This is a genomic window from Ensifer adhaerens (genome assembly GCF_000697965.2).
Taxonomy (GTDB): Bacteria; Pseudomonadota; Alphaproteobacteria; order Rhizobiales; family Rhizobiaceae; genus Ensifer; species Ensifer adhaerens.
On the sequence record NZ_CP015882.1, the window covers coordinates 334006 to 354994 of the forward strand.

Here is a 20989-nt window from a genome sequence, read left to right on the forward strand (position 1 = left end):
CGAGACGGCAATGACTGGCGCAACCGGACGCAAATCGACCTTCATACGCAATCTCGACCCGGCGGTGGTCACTGCGTTCGGCTGCATCCTGCTGCTGCTTGTGCTCGGCAGCCTCTATTCGCGCAGCTTCCTGTCGCCGGAGTATCTGCTGCAGCAATTGAAGGTGGCGTCCTTCCTCGGCATCATCGCCACCGGCATGATGCTCGTCATCCTGCTCGGCCAGATCGATCTTTCGGTGCCGTGGACCGTTGCCACGGGCGCGATGATGGCTTGTGCGGCCGCGGCCTATGGTCCGGTCGGGACAGCGCTTGCCATTCCCTTCGGCGTCCTGTGCGGCATCGGCATCGGGCTCGTCAACGGCGTCGGGGTTGCCTACCTGCGCATCCCCTCGATGATCGTGACGCTGGCGACCAATGCCGTCGCCCAAGGGGTGATGGTGGTCTATACGGGCGGGTTCTCGCCGCAGGATTCCGCCACTACAGCCATGCGCTATCTCGCCACCGGCGCTCTGGTTCCCGGTATTCCGAACGTGGTTTTCATCTGGGCGTTGATCGGCGCGGCGATGGTCTTTCTTCTGCGCCGGACGGGCTTCGGGCGCGCGGTCTACGGCATCGGCAATCGCGAGCGTGCGGCCTATCTCTCCGGCATCAACACCCGCCGCATCGTCATGATTGCCTTTGCCGCCTCGGGCGGGCTTTCGGCCCTTGGCGGGGTGCTGCTCGCGGGCTATGCCTCTAAGGCCGCGCAATCCATGGGTGATGCCTATCTTCTTCCGGCCATTGCGGCGGTCGTCCTTGGAGGAACGTCAATCCTCGGCGGGAAGGGATCCTATCTCGGTACGGTCGCGGGCGTCATTCTGATCACGCTCCTGCAATCGATCCTTTCCGTTACGCAGATGCCCGAAGCCGGGCGCCAGATCATCTACGGTGTGGTGATTATCCTGATGCTACTGCTTTATGGTCGCGCGCCGGCGAGCCGGTAGGAATGCGGGCTCGCGACACGTCACTCGGCATCGCACCTTGACGCTGCTCTCGGCGATGCGACGGAGTTCCGCCGCATCGACGGTTGGACAGTGTTCGATGCTGTCGCGAACCACACCGGATTAGAGACCAAAACCGATTGCGCTTCTCGCACGTATATCCCCTGGAGGTCGCTATTCTTCAGGAACGTCATGAAAGCGCGCGCAAGATTTCAGGTAGTCCTAAGCCTGCTGATTTTGATCGGGACCATTTTCGAGCCGCTCAGGGCGATCGCGGACGAGGCGCGCCCGGTTCGCATCGATGTCGGCGGCTTCAGTCTGAACAGCGTACTTCTTAAACCCGGCAAGCAGACGAGCCTGCCGCCGATCGTTTTCATCCACGGTGCCAGCGCCAGTCTTTACGACCCGATGTATGCCTTTCGCGGGAAGCTCGAAGGAAGAGCGACGCTTTTGTTCGTCGATCGGCCGGGACATGGCGGCTCGGATGTCGGCGGATCTGAAAACATACTGCCTGACGGACAGGCGGACGCCATTGCAACTCTTATGGCAAGGCGCGGGATCCCGAAGGCGATCATTGTCAGCCACTCCTTTGGCGGCGCGATCGCAGCGGCCCTTGCCGTGCGCCATCCCGAAAGGGTTGTCGGTCTCGTCTTCCTGTCGCCAGCCGTCTACCCCTGGAACGGCGGCGTCGCCTGGTATTATGACGCAGCAGCCGTTCCTGTGTCGGGTGCGCTCTTCAGCACTCTGATCGCCCCGCCAATCGGCCTTCTTGCGATCGGCAGCGCGACCCGCGCGACATTTGCGCCGAACAAAATGCCGAAACACTATCTGCGTGAAGCCCGGACACTGCAGGCCCTCAGGCCCGCAGCCTTCCGGCACAATGCCCAGGAAGTGGCGGCACTCAACGACTGGACCCGGACGGCAAGTCGGAAATACCGCAACATCAGGGTGCCGACGGTCATCATAACCGGCGACGTCGACAGGATTGTCTCACCCAATGTGCATGCACGGCACCTGGCCCGGGATATCCGCGGCGCGAGGCTTATGGTCGTGCACAATCTCGGGCACAAGTCGGACTATGTCGCAAGCGATCTGGCCGTCGCGGCGATCGAAAAGATCAGTGGCCGGAAAGTCGATCTGAGTGCCGTGGCAAGGACGATTGAAGCGCGGATCGCGGCAGATGGCGAGCGTTGATCACTGGCGGTTGAGGTGCAGGGCCGGCATGGTCGCGCTCTATGGAACGGCGGGCGTTCTGCACATGGCCGTTCCAGCGCCCTTTGTCGCCATCACCCCTTCGTGGGTGCCTGACGCGCCACAGATGATCTTGCTGACAGGACTTTGCGAGATCGCAGGAGCGATCGGTCTGCTGATCCCGGCTCTTCGCAAATATGCCGGCATTGCGCTCGCCCTTTATGCGGTGCTCGTCTTTCCGGCCAATATCAAGCATGCGCTGGACAGCCTGACTGCGCCGGAAGTCGCTCCTTGGCAGTGGCTGTATCACGCCGTCAGGCTGCCGCTGCAACCGGTCGTCGTCTGGCTCGCTGTCTTTGCAGGAGGTGTCGTGACCTGGCCTTTGCGGTGCAATCGGCCGCGACGGCAAGCGGGTGGCTAACGGCGCAGTGCTCGCATAGGTGGCCGAGAGGGGCTTCCGGCTTGGGCACCGAGGTGCTAGTCAAGCTGCCATAGGGATAACCGAAGCTCTGCCTCGAAACCCGACATGTCCTGTCCCGGGATTATGCGCTTGGCTTCCTACAAACGCATCCTTGTCCCGAAAAGGCCGGTCGGGGTCGTCGGTGCCATCACGCCTTGGAGTTTCCTAAGCGCGGTGCTCGAGAGCAAACTAGCGCCAGCTCTGGCCGTTGGCTGCTCGCTTGTCGCCAAGCCTGCCGCACGGACCCCACTGTCGGCCCTTGCGCTCGGTGTTCTTGTCGAGCGTGCTGGCATACCGTCGGGGTAACGTAATCACGTCAACAGATGCCGCCATGGTCGGATCGATGTTCTGCGCAAGCGAGTTGGTCAGGAAGATTTCATTCACTGGCTCGACGAATGTGGGCAGGATCCTGACGCGTCAGGGTGCGATCAGATCAAGAAGCTCAGCCTTGAACTTGGTGGCGATGCGCCGTTCATCGTGCTGGACAATGCCAAATATCGACGCCGCCGTCGAAGGTGTGGTTGTCGCAAAATTTCGCAATGCCGGGCAGACATCCGTGTGCGCCAACCTCATCTACGTCCAGTCCGGTGTCTACAAGGAGTTCTCTGAAAAACTTTCCCGGCGGGTGAGCGGCCTGAAGGTGGGGAACGGCTTTGCCAAAGGATCCAAAATCGATGGAAACGCGCTGACGAAGGTCAAGGAGCATCTAGAAAAGATGTCCTCTCGCTTGGCGCTCGCGTGACGGTTGGCGGCAAATCCGGCGAACCGGGTGAGCAGTTCGTCTCGCCGACTGTTCTTGGGGGGCACCTCCGAGATGAAGGTTGCTCGCGAAGAGACCTTTGGTCCTATCGCACAGCTCTTTATCCTTCGACACGGAGGAAGAGGTCATCGAGATGGCGAATGATACCGAGTTTGGTCTTGCCGGATGTTTCTTTTCCCGCGACGTCTCTCGAATCGGTGTTGCGGAGGCCTTGGAGACCGGCCTGGTGGGCGGGAACACCGGACTCATCTCGACCGAAATGGCTCCGTCCGACGGCATCAAGCAATCGGGTATGGGACGCGAAGGCTCCAAATATGGAACTGATGACTACGTCAATATCAAGTACTTTGCCTGAGCGTCGCATAAGCGTTGGAAGTGAACCCCTGCCACGCGTCCGTTCGCAGCGTCGCTCGGATACTCCGCGAATAGCGGACGTTCAAATGTCGCCAACTTGTCTGCACCCGGACATTGCCGCACCGGCTTCTGATTTCGACGGCCGCTCGACCTGATGAGCAGCGGCAACGGATCAGGCGGTGTCAGTGCAACCAGGCCGCCGGACTTGATCATTCATCGCGGTGGGGCTCCGACCGTTGGTAGGCCATCCCATATTTAAGCTCGGTCCTGCAATTCCTCTACGACTGGCGCCTCAGCGCGTCAGTCGCAGTGCACGCCATCCTGAATAAGTAGTTTGGCGACAAGGTCCCGAGCTCAAAACCCGGCGAACAAAAGAGTCGTGCTAGTCGGGCAGAGTCTGGGTGGACTAAATGTCCCCGGCCTGTCAAAAGTCCTCGAGGACGCGATCGCCGTTATTTTTAGAACGGGGTCGGGCGACCGATTGACGTCACGTTGCTGCCGCGAGATCACGCTGGCCGTCCTACTATTTATCAGCACCCGAGACTGGTTGAAATCAGCGGCCAATAGCGCGGCGATGGCTTCTTTTGCCCCAAGCGGCTACTCTGCAGCACTTCGGATTGACGTCCAAGAGAGATCAATCATCCTAAGGGCATGGTGAGCCCGGCAAGACTCTAACCTGCGACCCATTGAGCGGGCTCTAACCATCGAGCTACAGGTCCCGCCAGATTACTTCCAAGGGCGGCGAACGCATTAATCAAACTTGAGGGGCGACGAAGCGTCGCAAATCTCCGGCGCTCGGTGGGAGGCCGAGCGGTCCCCGCTCTCCAAAAGTCCAAGTAGCAGGGCTCGAGACGAAATGACTTCGCCCTCGCTGGCCAGATGCTTGAGCGTGGCGACATCGTCGTTGGTTAGGAGGGCCGCAAGCTGGCCGCGGCCATCGAAGGGCAGGATGGCGTCGAGCGCGTCGAGTTCTTCAGCGCGTTTGAGGACGGATTCTGAGGAGGCTTCGCTCATTTCGGCAGGCCGTTGATATAGAGATCGCCGTGTGCCGACATCACGCGGCGCTCCGAACCCGGAATGCCTTCTACGGCGCACAGCCATACATCGTCGATCAAGCACGGTTTTCCGCTCTGGCTCCGCTTGCCGCTTTGTGTGGTCGCCGACACGTCCGCGGGCGCTTTTGGTGGGCCGCTTCGAGCCACCATGAATTCGTCCTCACGCCGCCCGCGATGTCGGTTTGCGAAAAATCGTTGCCCTTGTAGAGGAGCGGTTCTCCCGAAAGCGCCGCAAGAGCATAGGAAAAGCAGTCGCCGTAGTTGAGGCTGGCCGGATGACGTCCCTTGCCATAGCGCCGCCAGGCGCGCCGCGCACGATCGGCATGTTCGGCTGTAACTGGGACGATTTCGACTTCTGCCTTGTAGAGCCAGAGGTCGAGATCGGCGCCTGCGGCCTCCCCAAGTCGAGTTTCGATCACCATGGCAGCCTCTAGGACGGTCGCGCCGGAGATGAGCCTGACGGGGTCGTTCTGCAATGCGCTCTCGCAAAGCCGCCGCTTCCGACGCATTGAAGGCGATGGCGGCAAGGACGGAGGTATCGATGACCATCAGGATGGCAGTCCGTTCTCGTCGTAGCCAAGAATTTCGTCGGCTGTGCGGCTGTCGAGAACGGGCCGAGCGTTCCAGCGTCGCTGAATCGCTTCGAGGTCCTCGAGCAGAGCGGCTTTGCGCAAGTCAGAGCCAAGCCGTCGCAGGCGCTCTTCGAGCGCACGCTTGGTTGCCAGTGTGATGCTTTCACCGGTCCGTTCGGCAAGGGTGCGGGCCAGCTGTTCAGTGTCGTGGTCTTTGATGCTCAGCGCCATTCTTGTCGATCAAGGCTCCTAAATTTTCTATATTCTACCTATAGCACCGTCGCGCCAGCCGACGCGGCCTGAGTCCTGAAGTTACCAGCAGCGCATCCATGATATGGCGAAAAGCCTCTGGCGTGAGGCGGAGAAGAAAAGGTTTCGCTATGAAGGAACCGACCATCAGAGATGCCCCCACCGTGAGACCCTTCAGTACAAGAATAAAAGGAAGTGCTCCCGATCCTTGAAAGGTGAGTGCTTTGGTAGTGTAGATCGCGAGCGAAGCTGCAGCTTCGGTGCCGATAAAGGCTCCCTTGGTCAAACTATAACCGATGAACACCGGTACGGAAGCAGGTCCAGACGAGGCCACGATCCCAGTCAAAAAGCCGATGCACGTTCCGGCTGCGGCCAGATGAGGTAATCGCAAGTGGATAAGGTTTGCGGCCAACCAGCGACGTCCAGGAATCATCAAGAGCAAGAATGATCCAATCGCCGCATCTACTGCCGCTGGCGGCAGGACAAGCATCGTTCGCGCGCCAAGAACCGCGGCAGGAAGGCCAGTAACCGCATAGGCTGCCACAGCTCGCCAATCAACTTCCCGCCACCATGCAAGAATCCGGGAAATGTTCGCTATGACGGCAGCTACCGCCATTATAGGCACAGCTTCTCTTGGCCCATAGAAATAGGCCAACACTGGGACGAGCATGATTGAGGAGCCAGTACCGATAATGCCACTTATGATCCCGGCAAGCAGGCCGATGATTAAGATGAGAAAAAGTCCCATTCGCTATTACACCGAGAGCGCGTGGATGCGTAAGCCCAACCCTATTTCGATTCGAGTTAGCCGAACAAATTCGTACTGTCTAATAAATCGATTGCGCGGCAGTCCCTTGCCGGAGAGCTACGCGCCAGTAGCGTTTGATCTAAATTAATCTGAGCCACGTGTCAGGGGAACAACGCTTACCGAGCAGCGCACTTCCCGAAGGACGGGAAGTGACGGGATTTGAACGCTGCTCATCCCGTCGCTTCAGCGCTGTCGATGGCAAGCTGCGACGATCTTGTGCTGTGGTTGTTTCCGATTTGTGCGTTTAAGATCGCATAATGTACCGACTGGGACGTACGCTTCCGTTTCAGTTAGCGCTCAGGCGTCTACTCGACTTGCAATTCCGTCCTTCAATGTTATATGTAGGTAATTACCTACATGGAGGTGTGCCCCATGAGCATCACGACCCTTTCCAGCCGAGAACTGAATCATGACGTCAGCAGCGCCAAGAAGGCGGCAAAAAGCGGCCCTGTTATCATCACAGACCGCGGCAAGCCTTCGCATGTCCTCATGACCTATGATGAATTCGAGCGCTTGAGCGGCAAGCACCGTAGCCTTATCGAGGCTCTCGCTATGCCGGGTCTCTCGGCAATCGATTTCGAGCTGCGCCGTGTTGAAATCGGACCTCGCGAAGTGGATTTTTCTTGAAGTACTTGCTGGATACCAACGTTATCTCGGAACTACGCAAGGTCGGCGACGGCAAAGCTGATGCCAATGTCGTAGAGTGGATTGGGGCAGAAGATGCGGCTCGCTTCTTCATCTCGGCCATCACAGTCCTTGAATTGGAGCGAGGAGTGCTTAGCGTGCAGCGCCGGGATGCCGCACAAGGCGCGCGGCTGCGCTCTTGGCTCGACGGCCAGGTTCGACCCGAGTTCGCAGGTCGCATTCTGACGGTCGATGATGCGGTTGCGACTCGTTGCGCGCACTTGCATGTTCCCGACAGGCGCAACGAAGCAGACGCCTTGATTGCCGCGACTGCTTTGGTTCACGACATGGCAGTCGTGACTCGCAATGTCAGGGATTTCGAAGGCACCGGTGTTGTGGTTGTCGATCCATGGCAAGGCTGACGATCGTATCAGCCGCCATACTACCTCCGAACTCAGTCCGTATAATGCTAGGTCCCCTTGGACGAGGCTGCTCTAGAGGTTCGAGCTTGCATTGCGAGTGGCTCCCCTCGCTGAAGCCTCAAGACCCAGTGACGCACTAGGTCACCAACCGCGCCGCGCGCCCATTCTTTCGTTGCGCGTTGTTGAAATAGCGAGCCGCCTGTGTCACGGATTTGTGCAACGACTGCTGCATGGCTTCCGGCAAGGGTATACCTCGATTGGCCGCCTCAGTCAGATACCCCGATCGCAGCCCATGCGCCGAAAACTGAGCCGGATCGAGGCCAGCCTGCTTGCACCGGTCCTTCAGGATCAGATTGACCGCTTGGGGCGTCAGCGCTCGGCGGTCTATATTTCCCCACTGGTCGATGCGACGGAACACCGGGCCTTCGTTTATGCCGGCTTGATCAAGCCACTCCTTCAGTGCGGTAACGGGCCGGCCGATCAGCAGCACATGCTCGTCGTCGTCGCTCTTTGTCCTCTTGGTGCGGCCAAGGCGGATCGAGAGGCAGGGGAGGGGAGGGGAGCTGGCATCAGATGGATTCGTTTGAACAGGTTCTTCATCCGTCAGATCCTCGACGCGCAGGGCTGCGACTTCCGAACGCCGGCGGCCGCCGGAGCCGAAGGCGGTTAATAGCAGTGCTCGATCACGCAGATCGACGGACCGTTCACCGGTGCAGACCTCAAGAAGCATTGCCAGGATATCGACAGTCACGGCTTTTTTGCTTTTGCGCTGTCGTGGCCGCGCGCTGGCGTGAACGGCTAGACGCAGCGCCGACTTGAGTGAGGGGCCATCAAAGGCGCCCGTCAAACCGCGCCAACGGGTGAGAATCGACCAGCTTGTCAGTCGGCGGCGAACGGTCTCGGGAGCGTGTGGCCCGTCGGCGCGCAACAGGCGCTGAGATCGCAGGCTACTTTCCACCGCGACAGGCATGCCGTGGTTTTCGTCCTCGGCGCGCCTTGTCGGATCCCAGAGATGATGGGCAACGAATTTCAAGAGCAGGCTCTCCGGCGCCGGCCAGGGGAGGGGAGTTCCCGTCGCGAACTGGCACCAGGCCTCGAGATAGCCTAGATCGGAGGCGATGGCCCTGAGCGTATTGTCGCCCACGCCTTCGTTGGCGAGATGCTTGAGCGTCGCAACGTCGTCGTCGGTCAAAAGGGCGGCCAGCTGATCGCGCCGATCGAAGGGCAGGATGGCCTCGAGCGCGTTGAGTTCTTCGGAGCGCCTTTCTATTTCCGGGCTAAGACGGTTAGTGTTCATTCTCGAACGGCCCGAGAACCTGGATCCGCTCAGTGCGCGCGGCGCTCGCAAGCTTACGATCGAGCGTGGCAAGCGGTAGGGATTGGCGAACGGCCAGGTCGAGATAGGCGGCATCATAGGCACTCAGGCCGTGCACGCTTGCGAGCTCGAGCACTGAACCGTCTTGTCCAGCGCCCATATCTTCAAGCGGCAGTCGGCGCAGCCGGGCCATCGCGTTCAGGGCCTGGCCGGCGGCAATACGCTGTCGTCGCTCGGCACTGATCAAAATGCTGCGCGTCTCGTGCCAGAACAGATCGGGCACGGGGCAAGGGCTAGATATACGTGCGATGAGCAGCTCGGCCGCCTCGCTGTATTCTTCCGGCAAAAGCCATGCTGCAGCGGTCGACGCGTCGAGGACAAAGGTGGTCAAAACCGCTGACCCTCCCGTTTCCAGTCGAGGATTTCGTCGTTCGTAACCGATTTTGCTCGCATCCTGGCTGCGCGTACCTCGGCGATCAGTGCCGTGAGCTCGTTGTCCTTTTGGACCCGCGAAAGGCGGGCGACCGGATCGTTGCCGCGGGATATGATGACCTCTTCGCCGGCTTCGACACGCGCCAGAAGCTCAGAGAGATGGGCTTTGGCTTCGGCGACCTTGACGGTGACGCTCATAGCAAACTCCGATTGAAATAACGTCTCGTCGCGCAGATTGCGGACGATCTTGAATTTATGCTTCACCTAACGATAGAGGGCGTTCGGGAGTTGGTCAACCTGTAGACCACGTCACTATCGATATCTGATACCTATCGATAGTGATGAGGTGACTCGGGCCACAGCCGGTGTTTCCAAATTTCGACTGGCCGGACGGTCGACCGGACGTCGGCCCGCAGCCGGTCTTTCCGGACTTCGACTGGCCAGACGGCCGTCCGGATGTTGGACCGCAGCCTCTCCCTCCGGATTTCGACTGGCCCGATGGTAGACCAGATGTCGGCCCACAGCCCGTTTTCCCGGGGTTCAACCCACGCAAGCCGACAGCGGCCAAAGGCGGCCGCGTGATCGCAGCCAGGACCCCGGATACCTGTATCGACCCCCGATCAAAAGATTCCAAACAACGCCGCGACCTCCCGATCTGTAGGGATCTCGCTGCCGAAGAAGCTGCCGCCCGAAGTGCCGATCGATCATCCCAAGTGCCGCTGACGCCGGGCCGTGATCTGCCCGCGCCCTCACTGTGGAACTTCTGGTCGGATATCCATCGACGACATTTCCGACGAGCGTTTTCACCCGACGAGCTCGTCGTCGGCATGACCGTTTCCTTGGAGGACAGCTCGGCCGATGCGTTCGACGGGACACTTGGCATCGATACCGATGGCTTCAGCTTCGGCCCCTATGCGGCCTATCGCCTGTCGAAGCACTGGGCAATCGACGGATCGCTGACCTACGGGCGCTACGACAACGATATCGAACTCGACCTGCTCAACGGCCAGCAGGATTCGCAGCGTCTTGCCGGCGAAATCTCGCTGCACGGCCAGTACAAGGTTGATGCCTATTTCATCCGCCCCAAGGCATCCGTGAGCTGGTCCCATATCGAAAGCGACTCATACGACCTCTCGGGCAGCATCCTTAACATACCCGTCACCGTCTCCCTTCCCGGCGACAGCTTCAACTATCGCGTCCTCGATCTTTCGACCGAGGTCAGCCGCTACTTCCGACTGCCCAACGGACATCCATTCCTCGTCTTCACCGAGCTCGGCGCCGAGTACCAGTTCGAGCGGCCCAACGACGGCAAGATCACCACCGGCAACCTGTCGGAAATGACGCCGTCGCCCTGGTCTTTCTCGCTGCGCTCGGGCTCGCCGCGATTCGACCAACTCCGAGAGTGCAGGCTTCAGCACTTCTCTCGACTGCCTCCGGTCAGAAATGATCGGCGCGGATCGTGCATGAGACATGGCGTACACAATGGATGGCGGGCATGCTGCTCAAAGCAGCAGCAGCTTCTTCAAAAACGGAGAGAACCTCCTTGTAAGGCAATCTTGTGGCGCCGGAGGGCGAAGGTGACCCGGACCTTCTCTTTGTTGTCGCAGCCGATTTGTTGTCGCAGCCGATCTCGAAGCCGTCGGAGCACGATCTGATGTTCGAGCGTGAGACAGCGACCTGACCGTCGTGGAGACGATCCTCGGCCGCTCCGGTGTGGCGCACCAATAGCAGGTTATGCACCTTCATGACCCGGTAGACGCGCGGCGAGCCAACCGCACCCAGCCCTTGATTACGGGACGGGCCGCAACACCCTTCGCACCTTCTGCGAGACTTCGTCGAGTGTCGCCATCACCCGGTTCACCTGGGAGAGCTTGAAAGCCTGCCTTGGGCCATACCTGACGGCGTCGTACTCTCTGGTGGAGGAGAGCGTTGCCAAGTGGGCCGCCGTGCGTTTGCGCAGCACGAGCCCAGCATCAATGGCTACCCTGGACTGCTCGCCAAGATCGTGTTGAAAGCCGCGGATCGTCTTGTGGTCGAGGCCTTTGGCAAGCAGGAGCGCATCCAGGTAGAGTTCAACCGAATGCAGAGCCAGAAGGTGAACCGGAAGATGCGCGAGTTTTGGCGAGATGGCACCAAGCTTCACGGCCGCGTCTCTATACTGCGCTGCCAGTGCCAATGTGTCGCAAACGCTTGGCTCCTGGCCCGGATACGCAGGGTCCATCGAGATCGTCCTCCAAGGCTGGTCGAAATTCTTGATGACTTTTGTTGGAAACTTGCCGGTGGAACCGACCGAGAGGCCAGCGCTCTCAGCCTCGTTCACCGATGCGCATGAGATCTTTCAACAGTCTGCGTAGCTCTGGCCAGGGTGTAAGTTCGAGCTTCCGTCCCGGATCGTGCATGACAATCAGGCAATGGAGCTTGGCGGTGACTTCGATCAGCGAAGATGGCGCTGTGATCCGCATTACGCGCCCGGCTATGCCCGCTTTATGTGCGAGCTCCTGTTCGCGGGTGACGGCATCACTGTATCCGAGACGCTGATCCGTTTCTCTCCATTGCTTGCGACGCCGGCGAAGCTCAACCCGTGCCTCAGACAGTTGCTCGGTATCCAGCTCGGGGGTCAGTCGATTGATGTCGGCAAAAGAGCGAACCGAGGTGAGCTGATCGGTCCCAGGTATCGATAGCTCGACCGTCGGAATGCCCCCGGTCGCTTTCAGTAGTTCGGTTTCAAGCTTTTGTCTGAGGTGCGTCGCCCGGAGGCGCTGCTGATGATACGCGTACCATCGCGGCCACATCTCTCTGACAGGTGTTGGGCCACTCTCTCTCGGCAGGACGCGCGCTTCATCGATGCGTGCGCTCAGCCAACGTGCGGCGACTGGGAGAAGGTTTCGGCGGTCGATGAGACGTGGTAGGCGTTCGGCAGTGCCATTTGGGGGATTATCTTTTCCACGCGTGATTGCAGGCAAAGTTCTGCTAATCTCAGAATCAGCCATGATCCGAGCTCCCTATAGCTTGAATTGCGGTCAGGCCACGCAGGGTGTCGCAAGCACCGTGCGTGGCCGTTTTATACCGTCGCAGAGAGTTTGAATCATACAAAGATTATGTCAAGGTTATAATGTTGACCCCCGATCAAATCCGCATGGCGCGAGCTGCATTGAAATGGGGTGTTCGTGATTTAGCAAATCGCGCCAGCATTACGGCGGCGACCGTCACGCGGATTGAGGCTGGCCGCCCGGGGTATGCCGCGACATTGGAGGCGATCCGCATCGCGTTCGAAGCCGCTGGGTTAGAGTTCATCCCGGAAAATGGTGGCGGCGTCGGCGTGCGATTTTCCAAGCCAAAAGGATCTGACCTACCAGACGGTTGAGGCTTCCTCGGTTCTCACCTCCGAGATCAAGGCAACCTTGCTCGAGAGGACCTTGTACGCGCCTGGAGGCTTCCTATCTCAGTGGCCATCCTCGACATGGAGCCCCGGCGCTGAGCGAAACCCTGATGGCTTTGGAACCCCACAATCCGGATCTTTTTCGGTTATTCGCGTCCGGCTCGGCCTGGCGCATCCGACGTCTGTTTCGCAACCGATAGAGGTATCGGCGATTACATCGATGGCATCGCAGGCCTAGATCGTGTGCCTCACCCCTGAGCCAACGCGGCTATCCGGTCAAGCAATTGGCCGCGGGCGGCGATTTGATCGGCGGGAAGGCCCCGCTTTGGGTGGAGAATGCCGATGAACCACTCCGCGAGGGCTCTTCGATCGAGCCACAACACCTGCGATCAGCGCGATCGCCCCGGCGTTATACCTTTTCACTGAAAGGGTATAACCATGAAAACCAATGACCTGATGTACCAGACGATGCTTGCCGAGCTCGGTCAGAGATCGCTCGACGCCGCATGGACAGCCGACTTTCCACCTGAGGGCCACTTCACGCCCGTGACGGAAAGGCGCGCCGATACTGGTATTTCGACATCCCTGATGGGCGTGGCGGAAGGGCACGGCGATATGTTGGCCCCGCAGAGGACCCCGAGATTTCACAACGCGTCGCAGACTTTCAAGCTCAGAGGGATGATCTCCGCGCTCGGCGCCGCATCGTTAGCACCCTCACGCGTGAAGGAGGGATGATCGCGCCCGACAAGATGTCAGGCGACGTCGTTGAGCGTTGGCGAACGGGGGCCTATTCCGATTGCGTGGCGTGCTGACCGGAACGGTGGCATTCCAATGCTACGCCGGTCTTCGTTGGCCACTAGTGCCGCGTAACCTCGGAGGTAGCCTCATGTATCGGCCGATCGACCAGAGGTAATCTACAATCTCCAACCTGATTAAATCTCGGTCGCCGGCCTCCTGCTCGTCAATATCCCCGATGACGTAGCTCTCTTGTCCTACGGCGCAGATGTTGCACCCGGCCTCGATCACATCGTCGACGAATGCCGGGACTTCAGTGGCTTTCATCTGGCGGCGGTCATTCTCAGTCATGTAAGGTCGTCGGTGGGATCTGAGGGAGGCTATGACGTGACCCGCCGTGGCCGAAAGGAATCGTGGAGGCGAAAAAATTGAAGGCCTCGTCGTACGGAGACGGCGAGGCCCGAGGCGCTTATCGAAGAGACTTCACTGGGGACATTGTGAAGCTCTGTGCCTGCTCGATTGGGGAAACGGGTCAGGACGAAGGGAAAACGCCGACAGATGGGAATGGTTCCCGCATTCAGAAAAAATGGCCCCGAAAGGCGACTAAGGGGCCATGAGTGTCGTGCTTCTGCCGGGCCGGCAGGATGGAACACGCCAGCCCACCTATACAATCTCCGAGGTTGAATTTGGTTCCTTCCCAGCTTGATTTTCTCCTCGTAGACGTCGCGCCGTACCCCATGGCCGAGCCCTACGGCCCCCGATAGGTTGACGCTGGGAGTTATCAGAACAAAGTCCGGACACACCTCATAGTGCCCATATGCAAGTGGGGACAGCACCGCATAGAAAGAATTGGCCCCCTGGAGCATCGGGGGGCCAACTCCTCTCGCTCCGCATGGCAAGGAATACCTGGGAGCAGACTACAAACTGCAGCCTTTGGAAACGGTTCCGTAGCCTCCCCACAAGACACCTCGGAGGCGCTCTTCCGGTATCTGCCGATTGACCACAGATATCTGATAGTCTGCAGCTTCATCACGGTCGCCGTACCTCTACAATCCGTTCAAGTTCATCGAGCGCTGCATCCTCCTCGTCTATATCACCAGACGTAGCCCTCTCGGGTCTCGTCATAGCCTCTCCCTGGAAAAGGAATGGCCCCAGCGCACCGCCAGTCGCAGGGTCGGTTCGTTGGCAAGGGATAGCCCGCGCGGACAGGTTTGGATCAAGGAAAGCGCCAACTCGTTGTTGGGTGTAGATTTCGGGTGGACACACTGGGGCGTATCGGAATGGTTACGAATCTCGAAGATCTCTATCGTTCGTTGCGAAACGGCCATCTTAAAGCGCTGGGCATGGTCGACACTGTTACCGATCCGCTGCTCTTGCTTGATCAAAACCTCCGCGTGAGTACCGCGAACCGATCGTTCTATTCGACCTTCAAAGTCGACCGGGACGAAACGATCGACAAATACGTCTACGATTTGGGCGACGGGCAGTGGGACATTCCCGAACTGCGTCGGCTACTTGAGGAAGTAATCCCGAAGAGCTCGGCGGTCGTGGACTATGAGGTTGAGCACGATTTTCCTGGCATCGGGCATAAGAACATGTTGGTCAGCGCGCACCGTCTCGTTCATCCCGATGACAACAGCCGATTTGTGGTACTTTCGATCGTCGACGCCACTGAGCGACGCCAGCGCGAGGCCGAAAAAGATGTGCTGCTGGGAGAGCTCCGACATCGGATGAAAAACTTGCTCGCCCTGGTTCAGGCGCTCGCTCGGCAGACGACGACGGACGGGCGGTCGGGTGAGGAATACAGAGACGCCTTCCTCGGTCGGTTCAGCACGCTCGTGAGAGCCCACGATGCCGCTTACATGCAAGTAGGCCAAGCCGACCTGAGTGAAGTCCTCAAGCGAACGCTCGATCCCTATTCGGAGGGCGCCTCGGCGATCACGATTAGAACGGGTGAGAGGGTGCTGCTGAAACCCAACCAGGTCGTGTCGCTGAGCCTGATCCTTCACGAACTCGCGACCAATGCTGTCAAGTATGGCGCATTGTCCACGGCAACGGGAAAAATCGAGATACAATGGAACACTGAGGCAAGAAGCCCAGCGCATCTCCGATTGATTTGGCGAGAAAGTGATGGCCCCCGGTTCAAGCCACCAGCCAGGACGGGGTTTGGCACTGATAGAATTCACCGTCGAGAAAGAACTGGGGGGGCGGGTGGAACTGAACTACGCGCCAACGGGTTTGGTGGTCGAGATCGCTGCACCCTTGTAACCGGTCTCTGACCGAGACTGGCCATGACCAAAACTATACTCCTCGTCGAGGACGAGTTCCTCATCGCCATCGACCTGCAAATGCTGCTTGAACGGCGCGGCTGGACTGTGATCGGGCCTGCAGCCACAGTGCGCGAAGCCCTAAGCCTCCTGGATGATAGCCTTCCCTCCGTCGCACTTCTCGATGTGACACTAAAAGATGGATTAGTGACTCTGGTTGCGGAGGCCCTTCGGGCACGCAATATACCGTTCATCGTTGCAAGCGCCTATGACAAGCCGGAGGATGTCGCGGGTGAGGTGCTGGCGGGGGCGCCGAACGTCGGGAAGCCGGCGGATGAGCGCGATCTGCTCAAAGCGTTGGAGCGACACGTTCACTGAATTATGCTGCTTGTACTTCAACAGATTAGCCGGCTCGTTCAGCGCCATGGCCGAAACTCTCCAGCCGCCCTAGGCAAGAATCGCTAAAGAAAAAACGGCCGCGTCCGGGCAGAGCGCGCCCTGAGGTCGGCGTAGTGCCAATAGGCTCCATTCCGGGGACTATTGAGGTGAAGTGGGACGGGTACCGGCTTGCCGTCCATGTCGAGCCGGGCGGGGTGAGGGCGATTACCCGCGGCGGCTACGACTGGACCAAGAAGTTCGACTTGATCGTCGCCGAGGCGCGCGAACTCGGGCACGCTTCCATAATCCTTGATGGCGAGGCTGTCGTTCTCGATGATTAAGGCCGATCGGATTTCGGGCTGCTGCAGCGTGCCGTCAGGGAACTCGGGAGTTGGTAATTCCGCGCACACCCTACATCGCTGTCTACACGTTGACAGTCGACCCCGTTAAACTTGCAGATTGACTGCATCGGAACTATATTGCAGTCAATGAAGGCGCCTGCGAGGGTCTGACTATGGCTATCCTGACAGTACGAAATGTACCTGATGAAGTGCACCGGGCTTTGCGCGTCCGGGCGGCAAATCACGGCCGCAGCACAGAGGCGGAAGTCCGCGAGATTCTGGAACGTGCGGTAAAGCCCGAACAGCGTATTCGCATCGGCGATGCCTTGGCTGAGTTGAGCGGGCGGCTTGGCTTGACCAATGATGATTTTGAAGTGTTCGACCAGATGCAAGACAAAGCGCCGGCGGAGCCGATGAGGTTTGAATGATCGTCCTGGACACGAATGTCGTCTCGGAGGCGATGAAGCCGGCCCCGGATTTGGCCGTGCGCAATTGGTTGAATGACCAGGTAGCCGAAACCTTGTTTTTGTCCAGTGTAACGCTGGCGGAACTGCTGTTTGGCATCGCCGCGCTACCGGAGGGCCGGCGCAAAAAGGCGTTGGCCGACACGCTTGATGGCCTGCTCGAACTGTTCGACGATCGCGTGTTGTCATTCGACACTGCGGCGGCTCGGCACTATGCGGACCTTACGGCAACCCCGCGAGCAGTGGGGAAGGGATTCCAGACGCCTGATGGATACATTGCGGCTATTGCAGCCTCCAAGGGATTTACAATCGCGACCCGCGATACAAGTCCCTTTGAGGCGGCAGGAGTCCCCGTCGTCAATCCTTGGAACCACCTATAGACCCGCCATGGGGCCGGTCTCGGGTTCAAACCTCGGCCACCGGGACAAGTTTGGCACCCGCCGATCGACCTCGTGCTTGCTATTATTTTTCTCGCATATGGATTTGCGTTGTTGCGTCTTGGGATCAGCGGGGCAGACGGTTTCGGCGCGGCGCGGCGCGGCGCGCCTTGCTGACGCAGATAGGACCCGCAACGCGGCAATCGTTGCAGGATTGGTGCTGGTTCTGACAGGCTTGGTGGACCTGCTGCTGGCGGGCGATTTCGACTTTTATCGGGCACCCATTCTGCGCTGATCGTTGCCGTTGCCAGCATGCTCAGTCTACCGCTGATCGCCTGAGGGCTCCCGAGCCTAAGATGGCATGATAATCAACGCTCCCCTTTATGGAAGCAAAGCTCTTCGATCTCGATCGCGTTTCGGGAGCGGTTTTGCTTCGCGCATCTTAAAGATCGTGGGGAGGTAGTAAACGGTTAGATATGAACTGGCCGATCGCTCGATCGGCCAGTTCATATCTACGAGACATGTATTGATCTCGTTCTTTCATGAATCGGTAACAGTGGACACTTGACTCGCGGCAGCAGCTGTTGAGACTCTTTCGTTGTCAGACATCTTACATAAACGGGGATCCAAACTGACGGATCACAAGGAGGACCACATGAAAAAGCTCTTCATGCGACTGACTGTAGGTGTTGCCTTTGTCGCTGCCGCCGTATTGGCCCATGCTGGCGAGACGTTGGATCGCGTCATGGAAAAGAAGGCGATGGTCGTCGCCACCAACAGCGGCTGGCCGCCCCAGAGCTATCTCGATGACAGCAACGAGATGGTCGGCTTCGACATCGACGTGTCGCGCGAGATCGCCAAGCGTCTGGGCGTCGAGGTGAGCTTCGAGACGCCGGACTGGGCGACGCTCACGGGCGGTCGCTGGCAGGGCCGTTACGACCTCGGTGTCGGTTCCGTGACGCCCACCAAGGCACGCGCCCAAGTGATCGATTTCGTCGGCATCTATTACTACAGCCCTTATGTGTACGTCGTGCACAAGGACAGCGACGCCAAGTCCGTCACCGACCTCAACGGCAAGGTGATCGGCGTCGAAACGGCGACGACCTCGGAAGACTTCATCAACCGGAAGCTGGAAATCGACGCTCCGGGCCTGCCGCCGATCGAATACAAACTGGAGCCGGGTGAGGTCCGTACATTCGCCGATTCCATGCTGCCCTTCGACGACCTTCGCCTCGGGGCTGGCGTTCGCCTCGATGCGGTAATCGCACCCGAGCAGACCGCGATGAATGCCATCAAGAATGGCTATCCGGTCAAGGTTCTCGAAGGCGAATATGCCTTCCGTGAGCCGCTGGTCGTTATCGGCGAGAAGGTCGACCCGGACTGGACGGCCAAGGTCGGTGGTATCGTCGAAGAGATGAAGAAGGACGGCACGCTCGGCCAGCTCACCACCAAGTGGTATGGCAAGGACTACAGCGCCGACTGATAAACACCGGTGCGGGCCTTTTCGCCCGCACCCTTCCATTCGAAGGGGGGCGCATGCCGATGACTTATCCAGACACCTACTATAAACGAACGATGGCGGACCGGACGGCGCGACCAGTCCTTTCGGGTACGGTCGAATGTGACGCGGTCATCGTCGGCGGCGGTCTTGCCGGCCTTTCGACGGCGCTGCAGCTTGCTCGCGCCGGCAAGCGCGTCACGGTGCTGGAGGCTGAGAGCGTCGGCTTCGGAGCGTCCGGCCGCAATGGTGGGTTCGTCAGCCCCGGTTATGCGACCGGCGGCGACGACATTGCCCGGGTCACGGGCAAGGATGCGGCCCGCAAGCTGCACCTCCTCTCCGTCGAAGGCATGGAATTCATCCGCGAGAACATCAAGACGCTCGGCATCGATAATGCGAAGCCAGAACCGGGCATCATGAGCGTTCTGCGTTACGACGATGGCGCGAGCCTCAAGGCCTATGCCGACGAGATAAGTCGCGAATACGGCTACGAGCTCGAATACATGGACCGAGACGCCGTGCGTGCTGTGCTCAAATCCGACCGTTACTTCCAGGCATTGCGCAATCCGACTGCCTTCCATATGCACCCGCTTAACTATCTACGTGGCATCGCGGCGGAGATCGAGCGGCTTGGGGGGCGCATCTGCGAGCAGTCGCCGGCGACTTCGGTGGTTTCTTCCGGTTCCGAAAAACGTGTGAAAACTGCACGGGGCGAGGTGAAGGCCCCTGACGTCGTCTTCACGACGGGTGGTTATACCGGTTCGCTGAATGGCAAGTTAAAGCGTTCCTATCTGCCGATTGCCACCTATGTGATGGTCAGCGAGGAGGCGCCGGAGCTGATCGCCACGGCGATCGCCACGAAGCACGCCATCGGCGACAACCGCCGGGCCGGTGACTACTACCGCCTCGTCGACGGAGGCCGCCGGATCCTCTGGGGCGGGCGTATCACCACGCGTGCTGCCTCGACCGCAGGCCTCGTCAAGGAACTGCGGGCCGAAATGGTCGATACCTATCCGCAACTTGCCGGACTCAAGACGGAGCTCGCCTGGTCAGGCCTCATGTCCTATGCCCGGCACCTGATGCCTCAGATCGGACGTATGAGCCCAGGCATCTGGTACTGCACGGCCTTTGGCGGTCACGGCCTCAATACCACGGCGATCGGCGGCAAGGTCATTGCCGAGGGCATTTTGGGGACAAGCGAACGTTACAAGCTTTACCAACCTTTCGGTCTCGTCTGGGCCGGCGGCCTGGCGGGGCTTGCGGTGGCACAGCTCACCTACTGGAAACTTCAGGCGCAGGACTGGTGGCGCGAGCGTGCGGCTTAAACAGCTTCTACAATAAAATGGGGCGGAATATGATTGGTCGACTGATACTCACCTATCCCGAAGCGTCGCGCAGGGCAGGCGGCCTGCTAATCCTTGCGATCGTCGTGGCGATCCTTTACTCCCTCGGGGTCAGTTCCGCCTGGATCGGCCATGTTCTGCCGTCCTTGACAGACTGGCTGAAGGAGAACCCAGCGATCAGCCGCGTCGTCTCGTCGGTGCTGATCGCGCTCATCGTCGCCGCCAACTGGCAGGCGCTGCGCCAGCTGTCACGCCGCCAGCAGATCGTCGCCGTCTGGCTCGAGCTGTTCGCGCTCCTGATGCTGTTCTTCTACTCCTTCGATCTTTCCTTCGCCTTCATCGCCAAGAAGATCGGCTTCCTCATCACGCAGGGCGTGACGACGACGCTCTTCATTTCGGCGATTTCGATCGTCATCGCCACCATCATCGCGCTGGCCGGCGCCATCGCGAAACTCTCCAACAATGGCGTGATCTACGGGCTTGCAACGTTCTATACGTCGCTTTTCCGCGGACTGCCGCTGCTCATGCAAATTTACATCATCTATCTCGGCCTACCGCAGGTGGGTTACGTGATCGGCGCCGTACCGGCTGGCATTCTCGCGCTCTCGCTGTGTTACGGCGCCTACATGACGGAAATTTTTCGCGCCGGCATCCAGAGCATCAATCGCGGTCAGACGGAGGGCGCGACCGCGCTCGGTCTCACTCCGGCGCAGACGATGATGCTGGTCATCTTGCCCCAGGCCATGCGGGTCATCATCCCGCCGACTGGCAACCAATTTATCGCAATGCTGAAGGATTCCTCGCTGGTATCTGTCGTAGGCGTTTGGGAAATCATGTATCTCGCCCGCACCCAAGGCCAGACGGAATTCCGACATATCGAGATGCTGATCACCGCCTCCATGATCTACTGGACCCTTTCGATTTGCCTGGAATATGCCCAGTCCCGCATCGAGGAACGGTTTGGCCGCTTCAATGTCCGCTGAGGC

25 protein-coding genes and 4 pseudogenes are annotated in these 20989 nt (G+C 59.4%); 19 read left to right on the top strand and 10 right to left on the bottom strand.

All coding sequences use genetic code 11. The features are described from left to right. The first annotated feature begins 10 nt into the window (after nucleotides 1–10). From FA04_RS29175 to FA04_RS36320, 6 genes are all read left to right on the top strand, one after another. Nucleotides 11–982, top strand: a complete 972-nt coding sequence (locus tag FA04_RS29175) for an ABC transporter permease (protein ID WP_089046050.1) — start codon at nucleotides 11–13, stop codon at nucleotides 980–982. 189 nt (nucleotides 983–1171) lie between these two features. Then, nucleotides 1172–2173 carry an alpha/beta fold hydrolase gene (locus FA04_RS29180; RefSeq protein ID WP_034798568.1) on the top strand — a complete coding sequence of 334 codons (1002 nt, stop codon included), beginning with the start codon at nucleotides 1172–1174 and terminating at the stop codon, nucleotides 2171–2173. Continuing rightward, nucleotides 2160–2591, top strand: a complete 432-nt coding sequence (locus FA04_RS29185; protein WP_034798570.1) for a DoxX family protein — start codon at nucleotides 2160–2162, stop codon at nucleotides 2589–2591. The genes FA04_RS29180 and FA04_RS29185 overlap by 14 nt, the downstream gene beginning before the upstream one ends. A gap of 123 nt (nucleotides 2592–2714) precedes the next feature. Next, on the top strand, nucleotides 2715–2936 hold the full coding sequence (locus FA04_RS36310) for an aldehyde dehydrogenase family protein (protein WP_250637417.1): 222 nt from the start codon (nucleotides 2715–2717) through the stop codon (nucleotides 2934–2936). A gap of 25 nt (nucleotides 2937–2961) precedes the next feature. After that, nucleotides 2962–3372, top strand: coding sequence for an aldehyde dehydrogenase family protein (locus FA04_RS36315; RefSeq protein ID WP_250637418.1), 411 nt, complete (start codon nucleotides 2962–2964; stop codon nucleotides 3370–3372). A gap of 151 nt (nucleotides 3373–3523) precedes the next feature. Then, nucleotides 3524–3745 (top strand): aldehyde dehydrogenase family protein, encoded by a 222-nt coding sequence (locus FA04_RS36320; protein ID WP_250637419.1) that lies wholly within the window; start codon nucleotides 3524–3526, stop codon nucleotides 3743–3745. Nucleotides 3746–4545: 800 nt separating this feature from the next. Here FA04_RS36320 and FA04_RS35435 read toward each other — a convergent pair. From FA04_RS35435 to FA04_RS29225, 4 genes and pseudogenes are all read right to left on the bottom strand, one after another. After that, nucleotides 4546–4758 (bottom strand): annotated as a pseudogene (locus FA04_RS35435) (integrase); the annotation flags it as partial. A 214-nt stretch (nucleotides 4759–4972) separates the two neighbouring features. Next, nucleotides 4973–5348 (bottom strand): annotated as a pseudogene (locus tag FA04_RS29215) (type II toxin-antitoxin system VapC family toxin); the annotation flags it as partial. Then, nucleotides 5348–5602, bottom strand: a complete 255-nt coding sequence (locus FA04_RS29220; protein ID WP_034798574.1) for a type II toxin-antitoxin system VapB family antitoxin — start codon at nucleotides 5600–5602, stop codon at nucleotides 5348–5350. The pseudogene FA04_RS29215 and the gene FA04_RS29220, both read right to left, overlap by 1 nt. Nucleotides 5603–5636: 34 nt before the next feature. Beyond that, on the bottom strand, nucleotides 5637–6368 hold the full coding sequence (locus FA04_RS29225) for a sulfite exporter TauE/SafE family protein (protein ID WP_051659449.1): 732 nt from the start codon (nucleotides 6366–6368) through the stop codon (nucleotides 5637–5639). Nucleotides 6369–6800: 432 nt separating this feature from the next. Here FA04_RS29225 and FA04_RS29230 point away from each other — a divergent pair, with 432 nt between their 5' ends. Then, nucleotides 6801–7055: a type II toxin-antitoxin system Phd/YefM family antitoxin gene (locus FA04_RS29230; RefSeq protein ID WP_034798579.1), complete on the top strand. Its 255-nt coding sequence runs from the start codon at nucleotides 6801–6803 to the stop codon at nucleotides 7053–7055. Beyond that, complete coding sequence (locus FA04_RS34650) at nucleotides 7052–7474, top strand: type II toxin-antitoxin system VapC family toxin (protein WP_082584644.1); 423 nt, start codon at nucleotides 7052–7054, stop codon at nucleotides 7472–7474. Before FA04_RS29230 ends, FA04_RS34650 begins: the two co-directional genes overlap by 4 nt. Before the next feature lie 136 nt (nucleotides 7475–7610). On the opposite strand, the gene FA04_RS29240 is transcribed toward FA04_RS34650, so the two are convergent. The 3 genes from FA04_RS29240 to FA04_RS29250 are packed head-to-tail and all read right to left on the bottom strand — an operon-like array spanning nucleotide 7611 to nucleotide 9419. Beyond that, on the bottom strand, nucleotides 7611–8771 hold the full coding sequence (locus FA04_RS29240) for a site-specific integrase (protein WP_051659450.1): 1161 nt from the start codon (nucleotides 8769–8771) through the stop codon (nucleotides 7611–7613). Beyond that, entirely contained in the window at nucleotides 8761–9180 is a 420-nt protein-coding gene (locus tag FA04_RS29245) for a type II toxin-antitoxin system VapC family toxin (protein WP_034798583.1), read from the bottom strand. The genes FA04_RS29240 and FA04_RS29245 overlap by 11 nt, the downstream gene beginning before the upstream one ends. After that, nucleotides 9177–9419, bottom strand: a complete 243-nt coding sequence (locus FA04_RS29250; RefSeq protein ID WP_034798639.1) for a type II toxin-antitoxin system Phd/YefM family antitoxin — start codon at nucleotides 9417–9419, stop codon at nucleotides 9177–9179. Before FA04_RS29250 ends, FA04_RS29245 begins: the two co-directional genes overlap by 4 nt. 515 nt (nucleotides 9420–9934) lie before the next feature. Between FA04_RS29250 and FA04_RS36715 the strand changes: the two genes are divergently transcribed. Next, nucleotides 9935–10876, top strand: coding sequence for an autotransporter outer membrane beta-barrel domain-containing protein (locus tag FA04_RS36715; RefSeq protein ID WP_051659451.1), 942 nt, complete (start codon nucleotides 9935–9937; stop codon nucleotides 10874–10876). Here FA04_RS36715 and FA04_RS35440 read toward each other — a convergent pair. The 3 genes and pseudogenes from FA04_RS35440 to FA04_RS29265 form a co-directional block, all read right to left on the bottom strand. Next, nucleotides 10833–10985: pseudogene (locus tag FA04_RS35440) on the bottom strand (IS3 family transposase); the annotation flags it as partial. The gene FA04_RS36715 and the pseudogene FA04_RS35440 sit on opposite strands and share 44 nt — an antisense overlap. Nucleotides 10986–11010: 25 nt before the next feature. Then, complete coding sequence (locus tag FA04_RS29260) at nucleotides 11011–11541, bottom strand: hypothetical protein (RefSeq protein WP_234798871.1); 531 nt, start codon at nucleotides 11539–11541, stop codon at nucleotides 11011–11013. Continuing rightward, nucleotides 11528–12211: a hypothetical protein gene (locus FA04_RS29265; RefSeq protein ID WP_082584643.1), complete on the bottom strand. Its 684-nt coding sequence runs from the start codon at nucleotides 12209–12211 to the stop codon at nucleotides 11528–11530. The genes FA04_RS29260 and FA04_RS29265 overlap by 14 nt, the downstream gene beginning before the upstream one ends. Nucleotides 12212–12357: 146 nt before the next feature. On the opposite strand from FA04_RS29265, the gene FA04_RS34660 reads away from it, so the two are divergent. The 10 genes and pseudogenes from FA04_RS34660 (at nucleotide 12358) to FA04_RS29315 (ending at nucleotide 20986) form a co-directional block, all read left to right on the top strand. After that, entirely contained in the window at nucleotides 12358–12585 is a 228-nt protein-coding gene (locus FA04_RS34660) for a helix-turn-helix domain-containing protein (RefSeq protein WP_082936641.1), read from the top strand. A 453-nt stretch (nucleotides 12586–13038) separates the two neighbouring features. Then, nucleotides 13039–13447: pseudogene (locus FA04_RS29270) on the top strand (GSU2403 family nucleotidyltransferase fold protein); the annotation flags it as partial. A 1168-nt stretch (nucleotides 13448–14615) separates the two neighbouring features. Beyond that, on the top strand, nucleotides 14616–15614 hold the full coding sequence (locus tag FA04_RS29280) for a sensor histidine kinase (protein WP_335669431.1): 999 nt from the start codon (nucleotides 14616–14618) through the stop codon (nucleotides 15612–15614). 12 nt (nucleotides 15615–15626) lie between these two features. Beyond that, a complete protein-coding gene (locus FA04_RS29285; protein ID WP_034798587.1) occupies nucleotides 15627–15980 on the top strand; it encodes a response regulator in 354 nt (117 codons plus the stop codon). Between the two features lie 167 nt (nucleotides 15981–16147). Then, nucleotides 16148–16321 (top strand): ATP-dependent DNA ligase, encoded by a 174-nt coding sequence (locus FA04_RS29290; protein ID WP_371274027.1) that lies wholly within the window; start codon nucleotides 16148–16150, stop codon nucleotides 16319–16321. Between the two features lie 173 nt (nucleotides 16322–16494). Further along, nucleotides 16495–16749, top strand: a complete 255-nt coding sequence (locus FA04_RS29295) for a FitA-like ribbon-helix-helix domain-containing protein (RefSeq protein ID WP_034798588.1) — start codon at nucleotides 16495–16497, stop codon at nucleotides 16747–16749. Next, complete coding sequence (locus tag FA04_RS29300; protein WP_034798590.1) at nucleotides 16746–17165, top strand: type II toxin-antitoxin system VapC family toxin; 420 nt, start codon at nucleotides 16746–16748, stop codon at nucleotides 17163–17165. The genes FA04_RS29295 and FA04_RS29300 overlap by 4 nt, the downstream gene beginning before the upstream one ends. Nucleotides 17166–17817: 652 nt before the next feature. Then, on the top strand, nucleotides 17818–18645 hold the full coding sequence (locus FA04_RS29305) for a transporter substrate-binding domain-containing protein (RefSeq protein ID WP_034798593.1): 828 nt from the start codon (nucleotides 17818–17820) through the stop codon (nucleotides 18643–18645). 59 nt (nucleotides 18646–18704) lie between these two features. Continuing rightward, on the top strand, nucleotides 18705–19985 hold the full coding sequence (locus FA04_RS29310) for an NAD(P)/FAD-dependent oxidoreductase (RefSeq protein WP_082936642.1): 1281 nt from the start codon (nucleotides 18705–18707) through the stop codon (nucleotides 19983–19985). A gap of 29 nt (nucleotides 19986–20014) precedes the next feature. Then, nucleotides 20015–20986, top strand: coding sequence for an amino acid ABC transporter permease (locus FA04_RS29315; protein ID WP_051659453.1), 972 nt, complete (start codon nucleotides 20015–20017; stop codon nucleotides 20984–20986). Nucleotides 20987–20989 lie beyond the last annotated feature (3 nt).